Raw genomic sequence first — 23309 nt, forward strand, 5'->3', positions numbered from 1 at the left:
TGTGGTACCGCGGGAACCTGTTGAAGTTGCGTTGCCGGGCGAGTCGATCAAACGACCAGGGCCGTTTTCGACCGTCGCTTTTCCAGCGGACACCGATGTTTCCATCACGTGCCACAATCGCATCCTACCGCTCGCTGGGCGGCCGTCCCTGTCGGGGTGTGCAATCGATCACGCCCACCACGCAGACCTGGATCGCCAATGTTCGCCGCCGCTGGGCCGAACTCGGGCCCACCAGCGACGGTGGTTTGCGGGAACTGGCTGCTGCACTGCGCGCCCGAATCATTGCGGACAGTCCGCTGCGGGCGATTCCACAGGTCGTCGAGTCGTTTGCGCTGACCGCAGAAGCGCTGCGACGAACCCATGGCATCGATTACTACGACGTGCAGTTGGCCGGCGGTTTCGCATTGGCCGCCGGAACAATTGCCGAGATCGAAACGGGCGAGGGCAAGACCATTACGGCAGCCCTACCAGCCGTGCTGTTTGCTTGGTCCGCTCGCGGTGTTCATGTTGCGACCACTAACGAATACCTGTCACAGCGTGATCATGATTATCTGGCGCCGGTCTACCAAAAACTGGGTTTGTCGGTCGGCATTCTGCAATCCGCCGCCGCACCGGCCGCAAAAGTTCAGGCCTATGCGGCCGACATCACCTACGGCCCCGGCTATGAATTCGGATTCGATTTCTTGCGTGACCAATTGGCACTGCGTAACGCCCACCAACAACGACTCGGTGACCGATTGCTGCGACGGCTTCAGGGTGACGATTCCCAACACGTGACCGTGATGCAGCGTGAACCGGCGTTTGCGATCATCGACGAAGCCGACAGCGTGTTGATCGATCAAGCGGGAACGCCGTTGATTTTGTGTGGTGAGAAATGTCAACGCGTCACATCGCCGGCGTTATACGCATTTGCACGGTCTGTCGCGCTGCAGTTGACCGCGGCAGCGGACTACGTGCATGACGACGTGAAACGAATCATCGGTTTGACAGCCACCGGTCGGCAGCGAATTCAATCGATGTATGCCGACCGACCTGCGGGACAGCTCGCACGGTCTTGGAAGCAATTGATCGAAAACGCACTTCGCAGCGAATTCGTGCTGCATCGTGAACGGGATTATGTGGTTCACGACGACCGGGTCTTGATCGTCGATCAGCAAACCGGGCGGATCCATGACCAACGGAAATGGAGCGGTGGATTGCACCAGGCCGTGGAAACCAAGGAACAGGTTTCACTGAGCGATGAAAATGAAACCCAGGCTCGGATCACTCGCCAACGCTACATCGGTTTCTATGACACGGTCGCAGGACTAACCGGGACTGCGGCGGACAGCCAAGCCGAACTGCGCGAGTTCTATCGACTGCCGGTGGTCCGGATTCCAACCCACAAACCCAATGCCAGGCAATCGCTGCCGCTGCGCTGTTTTGACAGCCAAGCGAACAAACTGAGTGCGATCGTCACTGACACACTGATTCGCCACCGACGGGGGCAACCGGTCTTGATCGGGGCGAGCACGATCGAAGAAAGCGTGCAGATGAGTGAGCGACTGAAACAACATGCGGTCGCGCATGTGGTTTTGAATGGGTTGCAGGACCAGTCGGAGGCGGACATCGTTTCATTGGCTGGCACAAGCGGAGCGGTGACGGTGGCGACCAACATGGCTGGTCGGGGGACGGACATCCAGCCCGACGACGACGCAATCGCGGCCGGCGGGTTACACGTCGTGGCCACCCAGTTGAGTGCTTGCCGGCGAGTCGATCGTCAGTTGGTCGGGCGCGCCGCGCGGCAGGGCGAACCCGGCAGTTGCCAAATCTATGTCGCGGCCGAGGACGAATTGATTCGCACCCGGGCCCCGGACCTGGCCGCTCGGATCCGCGCTGCTGCGGGACCCACTGGCGAGTGTGATCAGGATTTTTCCGCGCCGCTACGGCGGGTTCAATCGCAAGCCGAATCGTCGGCGCAGCAGCAGCGGCGGCAGTTGGTCGCCCACGACGATTGGATCGAATCGCTGCAGTCGACGCTCGCCCGCCGCGCCTAGCTGAGACCGCTTTGGTGTATAACCGGGGCCGCCGTTTGTTGTGCACCGCTTTCCATTTCATCACATCAACCCGTCGCCATGATGATCACCAACAACCCGTCAACGGTGCGCCGGATGACGCACTCGACACCACTGGGCAGCATGGTTTCGGTTTGGACCGACGCCGGGCTGTATTCGTTGTCCTTTGATTCCGTCGCGTTTGCGGAGCCACCGACAGACATGCCGACAGACGTGCCAGCCGGTGCGATGGCGGACGATGTCGGCGATGACCGGTTGGAGGATTTATTGCAGGAGTATTTCCAGTCCGGGACGGCAGATTTTCAGTCGTTGCGGCTCGACACCCGGGGTTGGACGCCGTTCACATCCAAGATCTATCACGCTTGCCGTCAGATCCCGTCCGGCAGCACGTTGACGTACAAACAACTGGGCAGTCGGGCTGGAAGTCCGTCCGCTAGCCGAGCAGTGGGCGCGGCCATGGCACGCAATCGCGTGCTGTTGGTGATCCCCTGTCACCGCGTGCTCAGCAGTGGCGGGGCGCTACGCGGATTCAGTGCGCCCGGCGGCTTGCAAACCAAGCAGTACCTGCTGGATTTGGAAGCCCGATGAGCGAGCCGCGGTTTGCGTTTGGTGACAACTGGCGCTCCTTTCTGCAAACACTCGATGAAGATCGCATCGCCCAGGCCGACGCCTCATTGACGTCACTGCTGAAGTTGGACCGCGCTCTGGATCGGCCCCTGCGCGGCAAGACATTTTTGGATCTCGGCAGCGGCAGTGGCCTGTTTTCGCTGGCGGCCTATCGCTTGGGCGCCGACGTTTTGTCGATCGATTTTGACCCCGAATGCGTGGCTTGTACCGAAGTCCTGCGCGATCGCTATGGCGACGGCCAAAATCGTTGGCAGATCCGTCACGGATCGGTGTTGGATTCGCAGTTGATGGAATCGTTGGGGCGGTTCGATGTCGTCTACAGTTGGGGCGTGTTGCATCACACCGGCGACATGCGGCGCGCGATCGAACTGGCTGTCGATCGAGTCGATCAGCAGGGGGTGCTGGCGATCGCAATCTACAATGATCAGGGCGGTGGCAGTCGACGGTGGTTGACGATCAAACGGATCTACCATCGGTTACCCGGGCCGCTGCGCCCGGTTTGGGTCGTTGCGGTGGCGTCCTGGTATGAATTGAAATTTGCAGTGGCCCGACTGCTGCGAGGCAAGAACCCGTTGCCGTTTTCCGATTGGCGACAAAAGAAACGCGACCGTGGCATGTCGGCTTGGCACGACTGGGTCGACTGGATTGGTGGATTGCCGTTTGAAGTCGCCAAACCGGAAACCATCTTGGTGCCGTTGGCCGCGCAGGGACTGTCGCTGGTCAATCTGACGACCGTCGGCAACGGTTGGGGTTGCAACGAGTATGTGCTGCGTCGATTGCCCGGTGGTGTTTGATGTGCTTGTGTGTCGAGAGGCGCCGTACCGCTACAAAGTAGATGGCATTGGGTGTGAGCCGCTGGAATAAAGGGGTTTTGTTCCTCGCCCGGAAGGGCGGCACACGGTCTCACGCAACGTTGCAGTCATTGTGTCGCCCGCTGGGCTTAAGAAAACGCTGGCTTCAAACGTCTTCCATCATGGCCTGTTGGTGCGGACTGCCGTTTCGAGTTCGGCGATGAAGCGTTCTCGCTGGATCGGCGACACCAGATAGAATCGCGAGGCGGTGCTGATTTTGACCCGTCGCAGCGACAGCGCCGGCCCGCTGATCCAGCTGCTGCTGGGTTCGATCGATTTGATCTGATTCAGCGGGACGCGTGTGAACAGGATGCCGCAGCGAATCGTCAGGGAGTCCGGCAGGATTGTGTAGCGGCAGGGGACCGTGAACAATCCGGTGACGACCAATGTGCTGGCGCCGGCGAGCAGGCAGTACCAGGCGTCTTGCGGTCGGCCTTGTTGCAGTAGCACACCGGTCAGGACGGCACAGATCAGCGGACCAGCCATCAATAGCAACGCCACCCACCAATCGACGGCGGAGGGATAAACGTGGACATTAGAATGGCGGATGGCTGCCGGTTGCAGGGCGTCGTCGCTCATGAGGTCGGTTTGTCTGGAATGTCTTGGTCGTCTAAATCACTAACCGCTTGACCGCTCATCGCCTCGACTTGTTCGTCTGCCTCGGCAGCGTTCATTTCTTCGACGGCTTCCGCCATCGCGGCGGCAAAGGCAACGATCTCTTCACGCTGGTCTCGCGACACGCTGAGGTGCTGGAAAACGGGCGTCTCAATTTTCTTTATCTGACCGTCGTCCATCGTCAGTGTGATGCCGATCGCCGACAGGTAGTCGCTTTCGTCGCAGGTAGGACAGTCTGCCAGACGCAATTCGACATAGGAAGCCTCGGAGTCCGCTGCGATCTGCAATTTTTTCAAGGCATCAAAATGGCCGTTGCGGATTTGTTGCCAGGCCGGATCGTTCACCGAGACCGGTAAAATGGCCAGTTCCTCGGTTTCGTCATTCCAGCGATGACAGGTTTCACAAAACGGACGGTTCCCGAAACTGCCCATTCCGGTGACCAACGCGGCACCAACAATCAGTCCCGCTTCGATCAACCAGACCAACACTGCGAACCAACCCGACAGGGCACCCCCGTTGTTTCCGATCGCCCAAATGCCCTCGGTGAAAATCAACTTCATCCAGGCCATGATCACCAGTGGGTCAAACCCCAACAGCATCGTCGATACAAATCCGTCACCCAACTGTCCGGGGCCGACGACCATCGCCGGGTGCACCGCCCAGGACGCATAGTAGGCGACTGCGGCGAATCCCAACGTCGTCAGCGCCACCATCACGCCGTTGCGATACTTCAGCCGGTAGCACAATTTGCCGGCGATGGCGCCCAACAACGCACCAAAGAAAAACGTGACGATGCCGCGAAGTTTGATGAACGGCAGGTAGACGACGGCGGCCGAGTACAGCGCGCCAAGCAACAGCCCCAATGGAATCAGCAGCAGAGCGGCAATCACGATGCTGGTCGGCGACACCCTGCCGCTGCGGCGGTACAGAGTCGGTGTGTTCAGTCGCTCGGGGCGTGCCTCAGCAGCAAACGTGTCGCTCATTTTCTTCAATCACTCCGCAATGAATGGACGCTGTCATCGTCATCAAACAGACGCCATCGGAAAGAAACAGAATTGGCGCCCAGCTGCCGGTCGATCTCAGCCTGTCAGAGAAAGCAACCCGGCAATGACTATCTTAGCCGGTAACGATGCGTGTCGTTGTTCGACGGCAAGTCGATCTTGCGGACGGCCCCCCCGGCCGGGCATAGTAGCAAAATGTCGATCCCAGCAAAAACATTTCCAACCAACCTGAACTGTCAATCAGCCAGACCACCGCTGCGCTGGCCCACTGCAAACCTGTTTCGAAATCCGTTCGGAGAATTGACGCGTGAGGAGCGAGCCGAAGTCGCCGTGGTTGATCTGGATCCACTGGTGGCTTGGCTGACGACCGCTGGCGAACGCAGTGCCACAGTTGATGATGAACTCTGCGATTCGGACCGGATCGCGCAAGGCAATGAAGTGCCGCGCGAGCCCGTGTTTTGCCGCTTCCGGGCGTTTCAATTGATCGGTGATTGCGGCCGTGGCAAAACCACTCGCATGTTGGCGATCCACAGACGGTTTCCGAGATCCAGTTACGTTTATTTGCCGGAGGACGAACCGTGTCCAGCGATTCCCGAAGGCACGCCCTTGTTGATCGACGAAGCCCAGCGGTTGCCGTGGCGCGTGCGGCGAAAGGTTTTTGCCAGCGGTGCGACACTGATTCTGGCCACACACAATGACCTGACCGGACCCTTGCGGCGGGCCGGATACCAAGTCACCACGCAGCGGATTGGGCTGACACTGACGGCCGATCGATTGGCCGAGATCCTGAACCGCCGCCTGCAAGCCTCGCGGCGCGATCCGCGTCAACCGATCCCCCAGATCTCGATACAGGTTGCCGAGCAACTGATCGCTCGGCATGGCACCGATATCCGTGCTATCGAAAGCTTTTTGTATGACATCGTGCAAGCTCAAGTGAATCAACATGGCGAAATGCGATTTATCGATTGAACTGGATGAACCCGATCGCGTCTATGTCGGCGGTGATGTGATCACCGGAACGCTACACGTGATGGCTGACTCGGATGTCAATTGCACGGGTTTAGAAATTCAGGCGAACTGGCGAACGCATGGACGTGGCAATGTCGCCCGAGGTAAATCGCCGTGGACGACGTTGTTCGTTGGACAATGGTTGTCCGGGCAACGCGAATCGTATCGCTTCGAATTGGAGGTCAGCGATTGGCCGCCCAGTTATCACGGCAATTTTATCAACGTCGATCACTATGTCGATGCGCGGGCCAAGATCCCTTGGGCGTTTGATCCCAAGGCATCGCAGGAATTTTTGATGCGGCCGATCAGCGGTCCGGATCCGGCAAAAACAAAGGCTCCCAGTGCGCTGGGTGGTTGCATCGGCTACGGCGTGTTCTTGGTTGTCATCAGTTTCTTTGTCGTAGGAATGGGCGGGATGGTGGTGGGATTGCTGACCAATCCCATCGTCGCACTGATCGTGGGGCTGGTCGTGTTCCCGATCATCGCATTGATCGCCGCGCGGTCCCTGTTGCCAAAGTGGTTGCTGGGTGACGTACAAGTGGAATTGATCACTCCCCATGTTGCGCCGGGGCAGCGGGTCCGTGCAACGTTTTCGTTTCAACCCAGACGCTCGTTTAAACTCAATGCGATCACCGCTGACCTCAAGGGCACTGAGGTTTGTGTCAGCGGCAGTGGCAGTAATCGCACGACCCATCGCAACGTGTTTTTTGAGCAGCAACATGTGTTGCAAGAGGGCGCCCGCTTGGAAGCCGGACAGCGACAGGAGTTTGAGTTGGATTTCAAGCTGCCGGGCGATGTGCCCTATTCGTTTGATCTGAGTGATAACAATTTGAACTGGACGATCGGCTTGCGAGTCGACATCCCCCGCTGGCCGGATTGGACAAAAACGTTGAAGCTGCATGTCTATCCGGATCGCGATGCGGTTCAACCCGCCGCCGCGATTGAGTCGGATAATGTCAGGGGCCATTCCGATGACCCGGCTGTGTCGGTCGGCGGGGGGGCGGATTCGCCATCGGCGAAGCACGATGAAATCACCTTTGCGGAAACCGCGACTCACCTGTGGCAGTTGCGTGGCGACGCCGAACAGATTGACGTGTTGGTCGACGCGGTGACCGGCATGACGTTTGAAATCGACACCTATGTGGAGCGGCGATTGCTGTACAGCGGCGATGAAGACCCGCACCTGTACAAGGGCGGCTACGCGGTTTGGGCGCGGCACAGCGATCCACCGCTGCCGCTGGTGTTGTACGTGCCACACGACTTGGGCGATGAATTCGAGCAGGCCGGCCGGGATTTATGGCACTGTCGAGGCACCATTGTGGGCTGGGATCACCAACACCGGCGGCTGCAGATCAAGGTCCTGGTGGGGGACGGCTAGGAAATCGAACCGGCAGGGCATAAACTTTTCGCCTCCGCAACTATGTCCGCCCTAGAGCAAGTTTTTCCGTTATGCCGTCACCTCGAGTCTTGGTTTTGCGTGCACCTGGCACCAATTGCGACGAAGAAACCGCGTATGCATTCGAGCGTGCCGGAGCGACGACCGAGCGTGTGCACGTGAATCGGTTGATCGAAAACGCAGCGCTCAAGGATCGCTACCAGATTCTGTGCGTGCCGGGTGGATTCAGCTATGGCGACGACATCGCCGCCGGACGAATTCTGGCCACCCGGATGCGAAAACACTTGGCCGATTTGGTCGACACGTTTGTCCACGGCGGCGGCGATCGCTTGGTGCTGGGGATTTGCAACGGCATGCAGGTGCTGATGCGGTTGGGCGTACTGACCGAGCAGGTTGCCGCTGCGGGGGATGACACGGCGGGGGACCAAGATTCCGCCACCCTGGCCTGGAACAATCACGGCCGGTTCGAAGACCGCTGGGTGCATCTGGCGACCGATCAAACGAACTGTGTCTTTCTGCGAGACATCGACCACATGTACCTGCCGATGGCACACGCCCAAGGCAAGTTTGTCGCACGCGATGCCGCGGTGCTCAGCGAATTGCGTGCGGCCGGACGGCTGTGTTTGCGTTACACCCGCGATGAATCCAGCGGCGTGGATGACGCTCCTTTGCCGTTTCCGGCCAACCCCAACGGAGCCGACGCGAACGTGGCCGGCGTTTGTGACGCGACCGGGCGGGTGTTCGGATTGATGCCGCACCCGGAACGACACATTGATGCCACACAGCATCCCTGTTGGACCCGCCGCAAACAGCAGCCCGATGCAGGCGACGGGTTGGCGATGTTCCAAAACGCCGTGAACTGGTTCGCGTGATTCAGTCGCCGAAGTGGACGGCGCAGGAATCGTTCTTGCAAACCGTCGTGTCGCTTTTTTTACCGGCCAGCCGATAACGGCGCTTGGCGATTTGGTTGTATCCCCAGCGCCACAGCCTGGCGGTACCCGGCACATGCAAAATCGGGGCGACCGGCCATAGCAGTGGCAGTCGACGGCTGAGATAGCGGACCGCATCACCCCCGCCGTGTCGTCGTCCCTGGCGGTCGACGACGTACATTTGGGCCATCATTTGCTGCTTTGTCAGGTCGGGATAACGCTCGCCGACGCGGGGGTCGTGCAGTGACAAAAACGACAATCGCCCGCCACAACAATCCAGTCGGTGCAAGTTTTTGACCTGTCCGATGCAGAAATTACAGTCGCCGTCGTAGATCACGACATCCGCCTGCGGCAGCTCGGCAGGATCCGGCAAACCGTCGTTATCGTGCTGTGGAAGCGGCTGAGTGGCGGTTTTGGCCATCAAATTGCGTAAAAAGAGGTCGATTGGTAGGAATTCGCGCTGCCAACACGCTGCCCGCGGTCCGTATACTTCAATGATAGGCCGCACCGCTCCAAAGGCTACCACAATGAACCGAATTGAATCGCAAGTTCGCAATGCTCGTCGCCGTCTGATCCTAGGCAAATTCGGACGTGGTTTCTGTATCGCGCTGTTTGCCGCCCTGATCGTGTCCACGGTCGCCTGTGCGATCCCGGGCATCCGCACCATGCAGATCGATCCCGAGCGTTGGAATTTGGCATGGATTGTCGGCACCACGGTGGTCGCGCTGCTGGGTTCGATCGTGTACGCATTTGCCACCGCACCGTCCAACGAGCGTGTGGCGTTGGAGGTCGACAAGCGGTTCGGGCTCAACGAACGGCTTAGCAGTTCGCTGTCGATGACCCCCCGAGATCGCGAAACGGATTTCGGATTGGCCGTGGTCGAAGACGCCGATCGTCGCGCCGACAAACTGAAGATTGCGGAGAAATTCCAGTTTCAACCCAGCCGATTGGGCTGGTTGCCGCTGTCGATCGTGCCCGTGTTGGTGATCGTCCTGTTATTGGTCGATCCCACCGCAAACATCGACGCCAACAACAATTCCGAAGTCGATCCGGCGGTCGCCGCCCAAGTCAAACGGGCTTCGCTGCAATTGAAAAAACGAATCGAACAACAGAAACGCAACGCCGATGCCAAAGGGCTAAAGGAAGCCAAAGAACTGTTCGAAAAAATGGAACAGGATCTGAACAAGATCACCGAGAAAAAGAACATCGACCGCAAAGAGGCGATGATCGCACTGAACGATTTGAAAAAGGTGCTGCAGGAACGACGCGAGCAAATCGGGTCCTCCGATCAAATGCGCAAAGCCATGTCGCAAATGAAGTCGCTGCAAGCCGGCCCGGCTGACGAAGTCGCCAAGTCGATCGCCAAAGGTGACTTCGGCAAGGCCGAACAGATGGTCAAGAAACTGGCCGAGAAACTAAAAGACGGCAAGCTGACTGACAAAGAAAAAGAACAACTGAAAAAACAGGTCGAACAGCTAAAGGATCAACTGCAAAAATCGGTCGATGCTCAAAAGCAAAAACAGGATCAACTGAAAGCAAAAATCGAACAAGCCAAACGTGAAGGCCGCTCGCAAGACGCCGCCAAGATGCAACAGCAACTCAACCAAATGCAGCAACAGTCGCAACAGCAGATGCAACAAATGCAGCAGATGGCTGACCAATTGGGGCAAGCCGCCCAAGCCATGCAAAGCGGCGATTCACAACAGGCCGCCAATGCGCTGCAGTCGATGGCGGACCAGTTGGGTGACATGCAACAGGAGATGAGCGAGCTGAAGGATTTGGAATCGGCGATGAATGATTTGTCGCAGTCCAAAGAACAGATGCGCTGCCAGTCTTGTGGCGGAAACGGTTGCCAACAATGCCAAGGCATGGGGCAAGGTATGGGCGACAAACCCGGCGATGGCATGGGCGAAGGCCAGGGGCAGGGCGATCGTCCCGAAGAAGAAGGGGACACCAACACCTACGAGACTCAGGTGCGTGGCAAAGTCCGCCAAGGCAAAGCGGTGATTTCTGGGTTCGCCGATGGACCGAACCGCAAAGGCATCAGCCGAGAAGACGTCAAACGCGCGATCGAGAGTTCGTTCTCCGAAGAGTCGGATCCGTTGGAAAACCAACAACTGCCACGGACCGAACGCGAACACGCGATGGATTACTTCAACAAACTGCGTGCCGGACAATAGCATTGCCCAACGATGCGACGTCGCCGGATTGGCCAGAACCTCGTTCGGCGTATCTGCATGTTCCATTTTGCCGACATCGCTGTGGTTACTGTAACTTCAGTGTGATCGCGGATCGTGACGATTTGGTCGCTCGCTTTCTATCGGCGATCGATCGTGAGCTGGCTCTGTTGGCAACCGATCACGGGCCGCCGCGAATTGAAACCTTGTTTGTCGGTGGTGGAACGCCGACGCATCTGACGATCGATCAGCTGCACCAGTTCATGCGGATCATCGGTCGCCGATTCGATATCGGCGGTTTGGTCGAATGGAGCATGGAAGCCAATCCGGAAGACATCAGCGACGACAAACTGGCGTTGTTGGCCGGCTATGGTGTCAACCGCATCAGCCTGGGGGTCCAGTCGTTTAACGATCGCAAGTTGGCGATTCTCGAACGCAGCCATCGAGGTGACGCGACCGCCGAATTGATTCACCGCGTGGCGGATGTGATTGCTAATGTATCGATCGACCTGATCTTTGCTGCGCCCGGTGAAAGTTTGGCGGACTGGCAGCGGGATCTACAGATTGCAAGCTCATTGCCGATCACCCATGTCTCGACTTATGCGCTGACGTTTGAAAAAGGCACCACGTTTTGGACGCGGCGCAATCGCGGCGATTTGTTGACGGTCGATGAGTCCGACGAGATTGCGATGTACGATCTTGGCCGCCAACAATTCGCCGATGCCGGGCTGCAGCACTACGAGATCTCCAGTTTTGCCAAACCCGGGTTTCGCTGTCGCCACAATCTGGCGTACTGGCGGGGCGACGGTTGGTACGCGGCCGGGCCTGGTGCGGCGGCGTTCCTCGGTGGAAAGCGAACCATGAACCATCGCAGCACCACGACCTATTTGAAACGAATCGAACAGGGAGATTCCGCGATCGCCGAAACCGAAACGCTGGATTGGGAGCAAGCCGCACGCGAACAGGCTGGATTCGGCGTTCGCATGATCGACGGCGTGGATTTGGATCAGGTCCGCCAAGCCACTGCGGTCGACATCGTCGCGCTCTGCGGGCGAGAACTGGATCAACTCGAAGCCGGCGGATTGATTCACCGCAGGGCGAGTCACATCCAATTGACAGCGCGCGGCGTGCATTTTGCTGACACCGTCGCGGCCGAATTCTTCGGTTGAGACGATCCCCATGCATGTAGCTGATCCCGCCAGGGTTCAGACCGTCTGAACCCTGGCGGGATCAGCTACCGGAAGCACCGCCAGTTGGCGTTTCAGTGGGTCCTAAGTCATGCCGGCGAGTTCGGACGCGCGGCGGACGCGTGTGATGCCAATGATATAAGCCGCGGTTCGCAACGAGACGCCCTGTTCTTGAGACGTCCGCCAGACGTTTTCAAATGCTTCGGAGAGCGTTCGATCGAGTTCTTGACGGACGCGATCAAGTGTCCAGCGATAGTGTTGTCGATTCTGCACCCACTCGAAATAACTGACCGTGACACCGCCGGCGTTGGCCAAGATATCCGGCAGGATGGTCACCCCGCGTTCGTTCAAGATTTCATCGGCGATCGGATCGATCGGACCATTGGCCGCTTCAATGATCGCTTTGGCCGAAATCTCTTTGGCATTGTGCTTGGTGATCACACCGCCCAAGGCCGCCGGGATCAGAATGTCGGTGTCGGGCAGTGTCAGCAACGCGTCGACCGGCAAGACTTCGCATTCGGTGTAGCCTTCCAGCGATCCATCGGGGTGCTGCAGTTTGTGCCGCAGGACGCCGGCGACGTCCAAGCCGTCTTGGCGAAAGTAGGTTCCGCTGATGTCGCTGACGGCAACGATCGGGAACTGGGCTTCGTTCAAGAATTTTGCGGCATGCGAGCCCACGTTGCCGAATCCTTGGATGGCAATGGTGGTTTCGCTTGGTTTGAACCCCAAGCGTTTGGTGGTTTTCACCGTCAGCGAGCCGACGCCCCGTCCGGTTGCTTCCTCGCGGCCCTTGGCGCCGTATTCCTCGACGGGTTTACCTGTGATCACGGCGGGGTTGAACCCGTGGTATTTTTCCCATTGGTTTCGAAACCAAGCCATCACGCGGTGGTCGGTGCCCATGTCCGGTGCCGGGATGTCGGTGTCGGGACCGACAATGTCATGGATTTGATCCACAAAGGCGCGGGTCAAGCGTTCGATTTCGCGCATCGACAGTGATCGGGGATTCACACCGATCCCACCTTTGGCCCCGCCATAGGGCAGATCGACCACGGCGGTTTTCCAGGTCATCAAACTGGCCAGGGATCGTGTTTCGTCCAAGTTGACTTCGTGGTGATAGCGCAGTCCACCTTTCATCGGTCCACGGCTTTTGTCGTGCTGAACGCGGAAGCCGACATAGGTGGCCAGCGAGCCGTCATCGCGTTCGATCGAGACTTGCACCTGGACCTCGCGCTGTGGCATCAGCATGGCTTCGCGAATCCCAGGGCTTAAATCCAAGTGATCGGCGGCAAGGTTGAAATAGCGGCGGGTCGCTTCAGAAGCTTTCATCAGTACAGACGCGCAGGAGTGGGAGAATCGATCAGAGACGGCAATGTAGCGGGAATCCGGTTGTCACGTCGTCTATTCTAAGCGGCCTTGCGCTGTTGCTGGCGGTATTGCCGTTCTTGGTTGCGGATCGCGATCACACGGCGTTTGATATCGATTTCGGCCGGTAGCCAGTGGACCAGTTGACCGGTCCGGAAATACTCGTCCGCCAACCGCTCAATGAATCGACGCTCTCGTCTTCGTCGTGACCCGCGATTCCACAGGGCTAGCGGGGTTTTGGCGACCGCGCCGACCGTCGCCAAATGGGTGTGACAGTGGGCAATCGGATAGCCGGTGTAGGATTCCGTCTCCGCAGCGGCCCGTTCCAGCACTCGCGACCAGCCGGTGATCGCAACCGCGAATAATTCCGCCAGGCATCCGATCGTTGGTTCACTGAGCCCCGCGGTGGGGTTTCGGACGCCTGCTTGAAAACGATATTGATCGGTCAACCGCTGGCATTTTTGATGGGCGTAGCGCGCCGCATGAATCATCATTGATCCCAACCATCCGTGACGATCCGATAGATCAATCACGGCTTGCAGTTTTTCGTCGCGGCAAGCCTTCAGGATTCGCTCGTACGATTGATCGATGCTCCATTCCAGGGGACGGTGGATCACGGCATCGCGATCATTGCTGCTGGTGTGCAAGGGTTGCATCACGTCGGTGACGTAGTGGGACAGCACACCTGCGGCATAAGCGGCTTGTTGGTAGCGCTCGGCACGAAGGTGTTTCTGCAGACGCTCGTACCATTGATGGGCAACACGTGGAGCACCCCCCCAGTCGCCATCATCGATGTGCAGCCAGTGATTGTGAAAATCGCGGAACAGCAGATCCGGATCGGTCGCCCCCCGCAAGTACGATGGGTAGTGATACAACAACCACGTCGCCAAACGATGGCCTGCATCGGTCCGAATCAACGACAATGCGTCGACGGCAAATCGGTGATGCGTGCCGGAACAGTGAATGCGGCGAACGATGCGATGGAGTCGATTCATGTCAGACACAGCGCTTACGAAGCGTAGGGAAGACTCTGTGGCAACCCGCCGGTGTTGTTGTCACGGCTTGTATCACGGCGTGCCGGGCGAATCCGCGGTCGGATCGTCGGTTCGCTCGCTGCGGCGGGTTCGGATTGCATCAGATGCACGTCCATCTGTGGATAGGGGATGCTAATGCCGACACGATCGAGTTGCCGTTTCACCTCGGCGGTCAATGCTTCGGTCATCGGCCAATAATCAGATGTCTGGACCCACATTCGAACTTTCCACTCGACCGCGCTGTCGCCCAGTCCGCTCAATACGATGGCCGTTCCGCGTCCATCCCCGTGAATCGTTTCTCGCACGAAAACGTCGGCGGCGGACTGCAATGCCTGTCGCGTCGCATCGATGTTGGCGTCGTATTCGACACCGACAATCACCTCGACACGGCGATGTGGATGGAAACTGATGTTTTCGATTGTTCCGCCGCTGATCGAACTGTTGGGAATGATCAGCCGCCGGTTGTCCGGTGTATCGAGAGTGGTTGTGAACAAATCGATTTCGTTCACCTTTCCAGCAACGCCGGCGATATTGACCATGTCACCGACCTTGAAGGGGCGAAACACGATCATCAACATGCCCGCGGCAAAGTTGCTGAGCGTGCCTTGGAATGCCAGTCCGATCGCAAAACCGGCAGCTGCCAAGACGGCGGCCAATCCACCCAGCGGGGCGCCCAGTTTGCTCGCGACCGCCGCGATCACGCTCAGCATGATCGAATAGAAAATGGTCGTGCCGATAAATCGACCGAACGTTTCGTCGATGCGGTGACGAATCGGGCGGGCAACGATCCGCGAGACGTACTTGGCCACAAAGTAGCCCACAAAGACGACTGTCAAACCCAGACAGGCATTCAGCAGATTCGGAGCAATACTCTTTTCAAAGAACGCCACCATTTCGGCGATCTCAAATTCACCGTTCATCATCTGACCGACGGCACCATTGTCAGTGGGTGCCAAATCGGACGACGGTCCAGTGGGAGCGGTCGAAACGCCTGCGTCTGCCACCAACATCGCGGTTCATCCTTGAATTGCGGGAGGGGGGTGATTCGATGTAAACCAGCTATAGTCGATCCAGACAACAGGCGTAAAGACGTTTCCCGAATAGGCACCCCGCCTCTGTGCGGTCGTGCATCTCGCGGTTTGCGTTTGGAATGGAATTAGTCAGGGTCTGGAGAGTGAATTGCGCTGCGGTGCTGCAATTCTGGAATCGCATGCACCCGATCCCCTCTCTACGTCAACGGCTACTTGAAATGCCGGTCGGCAAAGTTCAGGTACTGTTGCCAGTCGTATTCGGTCAGGTCGTGTTTGCCGGTTCGCAGGTGATAGCCGATCTCGCCGTCGGCGATCGGTTGGTCTGGCGGTGGCATTTTTTCCGGTGGCGCGTCCCCACCCATGCCAGTGGTTGCAAGCAAACGATAGACCGGGTCGGCGTGTACGGCCGCCAAAAATTCACCCTTGGGATCGGCCCACTGGTCGCCGGTCGCGCTGGCGATGTAGACCGGCCGCGGTGCGACCAATGCAATCAATTCGTGTTGATCGACCGGCAGTGCGGATTCGTTCTCATTGTAGGTTTGAAATTGATCGCAAAACCAATGGGGGAACGAGCTGTTGATGCGGCCGACGGTTTCGCCGATCGCACGGCGTGACAGGGCCGCACCACCGCAACCCGAATCGTTGCTGATGACCATGGCGAATCGCGGGTCCGTGGCGCCGGCCCACAGCGATGTTTTGCCGAGTCGGGAGTGACCGATCACGGCAACCTGTTCGGCGTTGATGCCCAATGCACTGCTGGATTTCAAGTAATCCAGTGCGCGGCTCAAGCCATACGCCCAAGCCGCGATGCTGCCCCAGCGCTCGTTCTCGGGAACGTCGTTCAACTGGCTGCCCAGGGCGCCGTGGATGCCATTCTTAAACCCGTCGTCAAAATCGGGGTCGATGTCGCCATAGTAGATCGTGACCAAACCGTAGCCCTGTTTCAGGATCATTTGCACCGGCCAGCGACTCGCGGCCACACCGCGTCCGGCCTTGGTCGCCTTGTTACCATCGGTCGTCTTGTCTTTGCGATCACGAACCCAGTTTCTGTTCATACTGATCGAGGGATCGGGATCGATGGTGTGGTTGCCTTGGAAATTCAATCCCAGGAATGCGGGGACGTCGGACGTTCGCTCGGTGGGAACGTAGATCAGCAACCGCATCGAGGGAGCGTCTTCGGCGGTACCGAACAACACGTCAACTTCGGTGCGCGTTCCCAGTCCGTTAAAGACCTCAATTTGACTGACCAATTCGTTGCGAATTTCGCAAGCCGGTGGGGAAACGCCGTAAACGTGTTTGCTAAATAAATCGACCAGTTCCTCGCGCCGCGTCTGGTTCCACTGGATCGGTGTGGTGATCGGGGATCCGTTTTCACCGACCAGAGGATCCGGCAAGGTGTAGTCAGGGATTTTGGACTCGTCGTAGTTCGGCTCGAACGCGTTTGATAGTTGACCCCTGCCCAGCGTCATGATCGACAGCGTCACGACCACAAGCGTTTGAGAGAAGCGTGGTGACCAATGCATGAGAAATTGCCGGTGAGTGAAAGGTTGAAAAAGGGATGCCCCGTAGCGACTAGATGATTCAAATTGTAGAACGACTGGGAACAGATTTGGTTTGATTCTCTTGGAAAACTTTGGAGACCGCTTGTGACAGACTCACCCGCCCCGATTGGAAATGTGATCGCTGCGTCAGCCCGACTCGGCCTGGGCTATGCTGAACGGATGTTGTCGGGTGTCGATGCGGATCAATTCGCGCGGCTGGCGAAGATCGGGGACACGGTGATCGATTCGAACCACCCCTGTTTTATTCTGGGGCACCTGAGTCTGTACGCACCGCGGGTCGTCACCGAACTGGGGGGCGACGCTAGTGCGATCGCACCGAGTGAGCGTTTCGTCAAGTGTTTCAACAAAGATGCCAAGTGTATCGACGACGTCGACGGTTCGCTGTACCCCAGCATGGACGAGGTTGCCAATGCGTTTCGCGACGGGCATCAGGTGGCGATTGAGACCCTGCTGAAAACCGATGACAGCGTGTTTCATGCAGAGAACCCCAACGAAGCGATGCGGGCCAAGTTCCCGACGGTTGGTGCGATGCATGCCTTTTATCTGGGCGGCCATCTGATGTTGCACATCGGGCAATTCAGTGCCTGGCGGCGGATGGTCGGTTTGGGCGCGGCGTAGCCCGTCACTTGCCGATACAGAATCGGCTAAACACGCGATCCAGAATATCATCGGTGTACACCGCGCCGGTGACTTCACCAAGCGCGGCGGCGGCCAGTCGCAATTCGGACGACACGTATTCGTGCCCGTCGTCTTGATTGACGTAGTCGATTGCTGATTGAATTGCGGTTGTCGCAGCCTGCAAGCTGCCAGCGCAGCGGGCTGCCGTCCCCGCCACCGAATCGGTTTCGGATTGGTCCAGCTGTTCGATCTGTGCGACCAATTCCTCTCGCAGCGTGTCGATGCCGTCGCCGGTCAATCCACTCGTTGCGATCCAAGGCGCTGGCGGCGGGCCACTGGTCACCGAATCAGATTTGGTCGCCACCCACAGATCGATCGCGGCTCGGCGTTTGTCGGCGGCTTGGTGATGCATTGCTTGGCACGTTGACTGCCAATCCGCTGACGATCGATCGACGCACCACAACCGGATGTCGGCTTCACGTCCGGCGCGCGACGCTTGAATCTGAGCCTGTTGTGAAATCTGTTCCAGCGCCGATTGACCCTGCACGGTTTCAATCCCCGCAGTGTCGATGAACACCAACGGATGATTCTGGATTTGAATCGGGACCGAGACCACGTCGCGGGTCGTGCCGGCGACGTCGGAAACGATGGCGGCATCGTGACCAGCCAAGGCGTTTAACAAACGGCTCTTTCCCGCGTTGGGCAACCCGCGCAGCGCGACGATCCATTCGGATTTGTCGCGTGTCCGCTGGCTGAGTTGATCGCGCGTGGTTTCAACGGCGGCGATGATCACGGTCAATCGCTCGACCAGATCCTGGTCACTGATGAATTGGATGTCTTCGTCGACAAAATCCAAACCGGCTTCGACGTCAGCCAGCAGGTCCAAAAGTTCGCTGCGCAACGATTCAAGCGGCCGCGACAGATTGCCGGCGAGTTGGCGGAGGGCGTGGTCCAGTGAACCGCGGTGGTCGGCGTCGATCACACCCAACACCGCTTCGGCCTGGGTCAGATCCAATCGGCCGGCCAAAAAGGCGCGCAGAGTGAACTCGCCCGGGCGCGCGGCACGACAGCCGTGCGCAAGCGCGCCGCGAACGATGGCGTTCAAGATCGGCAGCGATCCATAGGTGTGCAGTTCCAACGAGGGCTGGCCGGTGTAACTGCGCCCGCTAGGCCAGATCAATGCCCGCACGGGAACCTGGCCCAATGGGTCGCCAAGGTCGATCTGAGTGTCGACGCGATGGGCGCGACGATCGCTCTGCGGTTGGATGCCAAAGCGGACCGCAACCGACATCGAATTCGGACCCGATAGCCGAACCACACCGCGCGTCGCCGGTGCCGTCGACGAACCAATGGCGACGATCGTGTCGTCAACGTCAACGACGCGGGAAAGTGCCATCAACGGATGCTCAGTGGTTGCGCGATGCGGGCGGATCGGCACTGCGTGTGGTGGTCGAAGTCAGCCGTTCGGCGGAAGCGTCACTGGCAGCGGATCCGGATAGCCCCACGCTGGGACCGGCCTCGTGCAGTGCATTGAGCACCATCGACTGTGAAACCAAGTCGCGCAGAACAATCGGTTTGCTAGGTGTCTTGCCGGGATAGATTGCCAACATTGGAATCGACTTGCTGCCCAGTTCGCCTTGCAGTTTCTGCAAGATGTGTTCGGGTTGATTGGTCAAATCAGCCAGCATTGCAACGCCGTCCAATTCCTTTAGCTTCTTGCTGGTCGCTTCGGTGTCCAGGGCGACGTGAGTGTTGACAATACAATTCATGCACCATGCGGCGGTGAAGTCCAGCATCACCGTCTTGCCGGCCGCATGCAATTCTTGCAATCGTTCTTCGTCGTATTTTTCCCAGCGGATGTGATCGTCGACGATGTATTCAATGCCATCCGAACTGGGGCTCGGGGCCGGTGCGGTCGTTAGGTATGCAAACGCCAGCCAACCAATTGCCGCGGCACTGGCGATCCCCAACGTCCAGCCTCGCAATCGTTTTTGAATGGTTTCCCATGGCGGGACTTTGCCGATGATCCAACAACCAAACCAGACACCGATCAGGGTGACGAACACCGGCAATTTTTCGCCGTCGCTGAATTGGTTGAAAAAGAAGGCCACGGTTCCTAGAAACAGGAACGCCAAGAATTCCTTGAGCGTCACCATCCAGTTCCCAGGCTTGGGCAAAAAGCCGACCGCCGATGGAAACAGTCCCAGGAAAATATAGGGCAGCGACATCCCCAAGCCGACGGTCATCAACACGGCAGCGGTTTCGATCGGTTGCAAATAGATCGTGTAACCCAACACGACGCCCAGCAGCGGCCCGCTGCAGGGGGTGGCCAGGATGGTGGCAAATGCGCCGGTGAAAAATGCACCGGTCAGGCCTTCTTGTTCTTGCAGGTCCTGTGACGACTGGCCGGTGGCAACACCCGGGGTTGGCAGTTCCCAAACACCCAGATACGAAAGTGCCAGCGCAAAAATCATCACCGTCAATCCGAGTCGGACCGGGAAGTATGCCAGTTGTTGGCCCCAACCGAAGGATGCAAAGACCGCCAAACAGGTCAGTCCAGCGAACACGGCTAAGATGCCCGCGACGTAGGCAAAATTCAACGCAAAGACACGTTTACGGTCTTCGCCGGCCTGTTGCACAAAGCTCATGATCTTGAGCCCGACGACCGGCAACACACAGGGCATCAGATTCAAAATCAAACCGCCACCGAGTGCCATCAGCAGGATCAATGGCAGCGAGGCGCGGGATCCGCTTGCCGGATCGGGGGCGGCGGTCACCGGCGCGGCTTGTTCGTCGTCGCTGGTTGTCGCCGGCGGTCCAGCGGATTCGGCGGATGTCTTCTCCACCACTGCTGGGGAATCGTCGCCGCCGGCTGCACCGGCCAAATTCAGGTTGTCGACCCAATCGGTTTCGGCGGCCAAATCAATCGCGGCGGAAAACTTGGTGGTCTTGATCTCGATCGGCTGCAGCGTCAGGTCGGTCTTGTCGGCCACCGTGACGGTGGCCACAAACGAGATCGCTTTGGGTTGCAAACAACTCTTGTCGGTACAGGCTTGGTAGCACACCACGCCTTGCAATTTGTAATCGCCGGCGGCGGTGTCGCTGGGAACTTTGATCGGCACTGACCAAGCCACGGGGCCTTTGTGGTATTGCACCGGTGGCATTTCCGGGACACCGGGAATCGCCGGAAAGAGCGACTTGGAGATCACCGGTTGATCGGCGCGCGGTGTCCCGACCAACAAGCCGGATTTGTCTGTGATGACAAAATTGGTTGCCGATTCGGAGTCATCCACGACGCCGTGATAAACATGGAATTCGGCTTCGGGTTTGGCGTGGAAGATCAGCTGACCTTGCTCACCAGCGGCGATCGATGTCGACACCCCGGCGGTCCAAGTGACTTCATAGGGGCCGTCGCGAAAGGTCGCCGGTTTTGCGCCAGGACCGCTCAGCAATTGTTCGGCTGATGGTGTGGCGTCGGTTTTGGCCGGCGCGACTGGTGCCGTGGATTTGGCCGCCGCCAATTTGCCATCGAACTTGGCCGTCAGTGTTTCTTTGGAGGGCATGCAGGACCCACCGTTTTGACACACCAACGCTTCGGCTTTGATCTTGATCGCGTCTTTGAAACCCTCGGGCAGTTTCAGCGGTGCCGACCAGATCACGGTGCCGTCGTGTTCTTCGATCGTCACACCCGGGTAGACATCGGAAACGCTTTTCTCGGGGGCTTCGTCCGGGGTGAAGGCACTGGTGATGGAAACCGAATCCGGGCTCACCAACGTGAACTCCGTCGCCAACGGACCACCGGCCGGCTGAGTCGTGGAATAGATGTGCCAGTTCGGGCCGACAACGGCTGTGATTTGCACCCGGCCTTGAGTGCCATCGGTTTGGTATTTGGCCGACCAAGTCACTGGTTCCTGATTGGCGGTGTTCAGATTGCCAAAATCAATGCCTTGAAAAACATCATTGACCTGACCAAATTTGGGGGAATCGAATCCCGACTGCGCCACCGCAGGCGCGCCGAAAGTCGCGCACAGCCCCAGCGCGCCGAGTGCCAGCGCCAGGATCGCCAGCACACTGCGAGCATGACCGACCCGTCGCCCAGTCTCGCGACCCGCTGGTGCACGCTCGACTAGCAGTCCATCGCTGGAGTTCGGTCCAGCGGCCCGGTGTTGCTTTGGTGGATTCATAGTGATTGATATCGTCACGGTAATGTCGCCAGCACGAGTTTAGTTGTCGGCGCACAAAAGCGTCAACGTTCTGTAGATCGCTGGGCTGCATCGATTAATCGACGCAGCCGTAGGGCGACACTTTGGAAATCAGGGAATTGCCTCGACTCGATGACCAGCCAAACGACCCAGTTTGCCAGGCTGATCCACAACGACGATGTCGCGAGGGTCTCTACTAGTGTACGAAAGTCGGGTCCGAAAACGTTCGTGTCCGCGGGTGGAAAATCGGTCACGATCGCGCTCGCCGGCTTCTGTTCCAATGGTTGGATGCCGAAATAACCCGCCAAGACACAGTCGATCGTCCGGGCCGAATCTTGGGAAAAGACTGAAAAGCTGGTCGCCCAGCGTGACAGATCGGCCGCCGGCGTATCCACACGCAGGGCGTCAAAATCAATGATTCCGCTAATTCGCCCCCCTACAACGAGGGCGTGTTCGCGGTGAATATCCCGCAGAACATAGTGCAAGCCGCGGGGCCGGCTGGCCTGCGGGAGCAACGTTTCTAGGATCCGCTGAGCGCTGGTGTGCCAATTCCGCCGCAGCAGCTCGCGCGCGGTTGACACTTCGCCGGCAACCAACGGGTTCAGACGGCCTTCTAAATTGATGTCAAAGAGGGTCGGCAGCAGATCACTCAATTGACGCGTCCGGCGGATTCGCTGGTCGATTGCCGCCGCCGGTCGCTGCGATTGTCCGATCGGTTGCAGGTGACGATGCACCGTCGCGATCGCTGCGGCGCCGTCGGCGATCTGTTCAAAGGTGGCGTCATAGGGAAATGGCTGGCCCGGCAGCCAGCTTGCGAGTTCCCAAATCCTGCCTTGCCGATCGACCAGATAGGTGGGGCCATCGGGCGGCAGCGAGGCGTATTGCGGCAGCAGCGTGCAGCTGCGCGCCGCGGTGGAGATCACTTGGTGAATTTCACGAACGCGTTCGACCGCGGTTTCGATTGGCCAACCACGCAGGGCGAACGCTTGGTCGCCTTGGCATCGAAACAGCACCGCCCCACTGTTACCAGGAGGCATCGGCTGGACCGAGCGAATCTGATGCAGATCCAACAGTCGGCGTTTGACGTCGATCGGGATCATGGTCACCGAGACGATGATGCCATTGCGGTGACCAATTGGTTCAACGGGCGCTGCAGATCGGGATTGTTGGTTTGCAACGTCAGTCGACGATGCGGAACCACGTCATCCGTTTCGCTTTCCTCGACGTCGATTGTCATCCACAGCGTTTCATCCGGTAGAACCGACCGCATGCGATCGGCCCATTCGATCAACACCCAAGTGTTCTTTGCTTCGAACAATTCCTCGACGCCCAATTCCAAAAATTCGTCTTCGTCCGACACGCGATAGGCATCCAGGTGATGCAGTCGAATCGGACCGGCGGCCAACTGCGCATCGTAGCTGCATAGCAACGTGAACGTCGGGCTGGTGACGTCTTCGGCATCGATGCCCATCGCCGCCGCCAAAGCCTGGGTGAACGTTGTCTTGCCAGCGCCCAACGTTCCCACCAACCCGATCACCAGTTCACTGGGGAAGTACTCGGCCAGGCAGTGACCGAGTTGTTGCAAACGAGGTAAATCGATGTGGTTCAGAGTGGCGTGGGGCATAAATCAAACCGTGCAAAACCTGACGCATGAG

General features: G+C 58.4%; 20 protein-coding genes. 9 read left to right on the forward strand and 11 right to left on the reverse strand.

The genetic code is table 11. The features are described from left to right. The first annotated feature begins 95 nt into the window (after window positions 1–95). The 3 genes from NHH03_RS08920 to NHH03_RS08930 all read left to right on the forward strand — a co-directional run bounded on the left by NHH03_RS08920 (window position 96) and on the right by NHH03_RS08930 (window position 3475). A complete protein-coding gene (locus tag NHH03_RS08920; protein ID WP_253155421.1) occupies window positions 96–2036 on the forward strand; it encodes a preprotein translocase subunit SecA in 1941 nt (646 codons plus the stop codon). A gap of 78 nt (window positions 2037–2114) precedes the next feature. Next, window positions 2115–2642: a methylated-DNA--[protein]-cysteine S-methyltransferase gene (locus tag NHH03_RS08925; protein ID WP_253155423.1), complete on the forward strand. Its 528-nt coding sequence runs from the start codon at window positions 2115–2117 to the stop codon at window positions 2640–2642. Continuing rightward, a complete protein-coding gene (locus tag NHH03_RS08930; protein WP_253155425.1) occupies window positions 2639–3475 on the forward strand; it encodes a class I SAM-dependent methyltransferase in 837 nt (278 codons plus the stop codon). Before NHH03_RS08925 ends, NHH03_RS08930 begins: the two co-directional genes overlap by 4 nt. A gap of 177 nt (window positions 3476–3652) precedes the next feature. On the opposite strand, the gene NHH03_RS08935 is transcribed toward NHH03_RS08930, so the two are convergent. Together NHH03_RS08935 and NHH03_RS08940 are read right to left on the reverse strand one after the other, a co-directional pair. Then, window positions 3653–4111, reverse strand: coding sequence for a PH domain-containing protein (locus tag NHH03_RS08935; protein ID WP_253155427.1), 459 nt, complete (start codon window positions 4109–4111; stop codon window positions 3653–3655). Further along, entirely contained in the window at window positions 4108–5130 is a 1023-nt protein-coding gene (locus tag NHH03_RS08940; protein ID WP_253155428.1) for a hypothetical protein, read from the reverse strand. Before NHH03_RS08940 ends, NHH03_RS08935 begins: the two co-directional genes overlap by 4 nt. A gap of 213 nt (window positions 5131–5343) precedes the next feature. Between NHH03_RS08940 and NHH03_RS08945 the strand changes: the two genes are divergently transcribed. The 3 genes from NHH03_RS08945 to NHH03_RS08955 all read left to right on the forward strand — a co-directional run bounded on the left by NHH03_RS08945 (window position 5344) and on the right by NHH03_RS08955 (window position 8424). Beyond that, window positions 5344–6117, forward strand: coding sequence for a hypothetical protein (locus NHH03_RS08945; protein WP_253155430.1), 774 nt, complete (start codon window positions 5344–5346; stop codon window positions 6115–6117). Then, entirely contained in the window at window positions 6092–7534 is a 1443-nt protein-coding gene (locus tag NHH03_RS08950; protein ID WP_253155432.1) for a hypothetical protein, read from the forward strand. The genes NHH03_RS08945 and NHH03_RS08950 overlap by 26 nt, the downstream gene beginning before the upstream one ends. A gap of 71 nt (window positions 7535–7605) precedes the next feature. Continuing rightward, the gene (locus tag NHH03_RS08955; RefSeq protein WP_253155434.1) at window positions 7606–8424 is read left to right on the forward strand and encodes a phosphoribosylformylglycinamidine synthase subunit PurQ; all 819 of its coding nucleotides are present in this window, start codon (window positions 7606–7608) and stop codon (window positions 8422–8424) included. Window position 8425: 1 nt separating this feature from the next. Here the strand turns inward: NHH03_RS08955 and NHH03_RS08960 are convergent, their stop codons facing one another. Continuing rightward, a complete protein-coding gene (locus NHH03_RS08960; protein ID WP_253155436.1) occupies window positions 8426–8902 on the reverse strand; it encodes a thiol-disulfide oxidoreductase DCC family protein in 477 nt (158 codons plus the stop codon). Between the two features lie 106 nt (window positions 8903–9008). On the opposite strand from NHH03_RS08960, the gene NHH03_RS08965 reads away from it, so the two are divergent. Beyond that, window positions 9009–10661 carry a hypothetical protein gene (locus NHH03_RS08965; protein ID WP_253155437.1) on the forward strand — a complete coding sequence of 551 codons (1653 nt, stop codon included), beginning with the start codon at window positions 9009–9011 and terminating at the stop codon, window positions 10659–10661. Between the two features lie 2 nt (window positions 10662–10663). Next, entirely contained in the window at window positions 10664–11827 is a 1164-nt protein-coding gene (hemW, locus tag NHH03_RS08970) for a radical SAM family heme chaperone HemW (protein WP_253155439.1), read from the forward strand. Window positions 11828–11929: 102 nt separating this feature from the next. Here hemW and NHH03_RS08975 read toward each other — a convergent pair whose 3' ends face one another. From NHH03_RS08975 to NHH03_RS08990, 4 genes are all read right to left on the reverse strand, one after another. After that, on the reverse strand, window positions 11930–13171 hold the full coding sequence (locus NHH03_RS08975) for a Glu/Leu/Phe/Val family dehydrogenase (protein ID WP_253155441.1): 1242 nt from the start codon (window positions 13169–13171) through the stop codon (window positions 11930–11932). 77 nt (window positions 13172–13248) lie between these two features. Continuing rightward, window positions 13249–14202 carry a zinc dependent phospholipase C family protein gene (locus NHH03_RS08980; protein ID WP_253155442.1) on the reverse strand — a complete coding sequence of 318 codons (954 nt, stop codon included), beginning with the start codon at window positions 14200–14202 and terminating at the stop codon, window positions 13249–13251. A 14-nt stretch (window positions 14203–14216) separates the two neighbouring features. Next, on the reverse strand, window positions 14217–15251 hold the full coding sequence (locus NHH03_RS08985; RefSeq protein ID WP_253155443.1) for a mechanosensitive ion channel family protein: 1035 nt from the start codon (window positions 15249–15251) through the stop codon (window positions 14217–14219). Window positions 15252–15481: 230 nt separating this feature from the next. Continuing rightward, window positions 15482–16795, reverse strand: coding sequence for a glucuronyl esterase domain-containing protein (locus NHH03_RS08990; RefSeq protein WP_253155444.1), 1314 nt, complete (start codon window positions 16793–16795; stop codon window positions 15482–15484). A 123-nt stretch (window positions 16796–16918) separates the two neighbouring features. On the opposite strand from NHH03_RS08990, the gene NHH03_RS08995 reads away from it, so the two are divergent. Then, on the forward strand, window positions 16919–17452 hold the full coding sequence (locus NHH03_RS08995) for a DinB family protein (protein WP_253155445.1): 534 nt from the start codon (window positions 16919–16921) through the stop codon (window positions 17450–17452). Window positions 17453–17456: 4 nt separating this feature from the next. Here the strand turns inward: NHH03_RS08995 and NHH03_RS09000 are convergent, their stop codons facing one another. The 4 genes from NHH03_RS09000 to tsaE all read right to left on the reverse strand — a co-directional run bounded on the left by NHH03_RS09000 (window position 17457) and on the right by tsaE (window position 23278). Beyond that, window positions 17457–18848, reverse strand: a complete 1392-nt coding sequence (locus tag NHH03_RS09000) for a tRNA modification GTPase (protein WP_253155446.1) — start codon at window positions 18846–18848, stop codon at window positions 17457–17459. Window positions 18849–18858: 10 nt separating this feature from the next. Continuing rightward, a complete protein-coding gene (locus NHH03_RS09005; protein WP_253155447.1) occupies window positions 18859–21636 on the reverse strand; it encodes a protein-disulfide reductase DsbD family protein in 2778 nt (925 codons plus the stop codon). A 62-nt stretch (window positions 21637–21698) separates the two neighbouring features. After that, a complete protein-coding gene (locus NHH03_RS09010; protein WP_253155448.1) occupies window positions 21699–22754 on the reverse strand; it encodes a phosphotransferase in 1056 nt (351 codons plus the stop codon). Between the two features lie 2 nt (window positions 22755–22756). Beyond that, window positions 22757–23278 carry a tRNA (adenosine(37)-N6)-threonylcarbamoyltransferase complex ATPase subunit type 1 TsaE gene (gene tsaE, locus NHH03_RS09015; protein ID WP_253155450.1) on the reverse strand — a complete coding sequence of 174 codons (522 nt, stop codon included), beginning with the start codon at window positions 23276–23278 and terminating at the stop codon, window positions 22757–22759. Between the last annotated feature and the right edge of the window lie 31 nt (window positions 23279–23309).

It is taken from the genome of Stieleria tagensis, from assembly GCF_024129865.1.
GTDB classification, from domain to species: Bacteria; Planctomycetota; Planctomycetia; order Pirellulales; family Pirellulaceae; genus Stieleria; species Stieleria tagensis.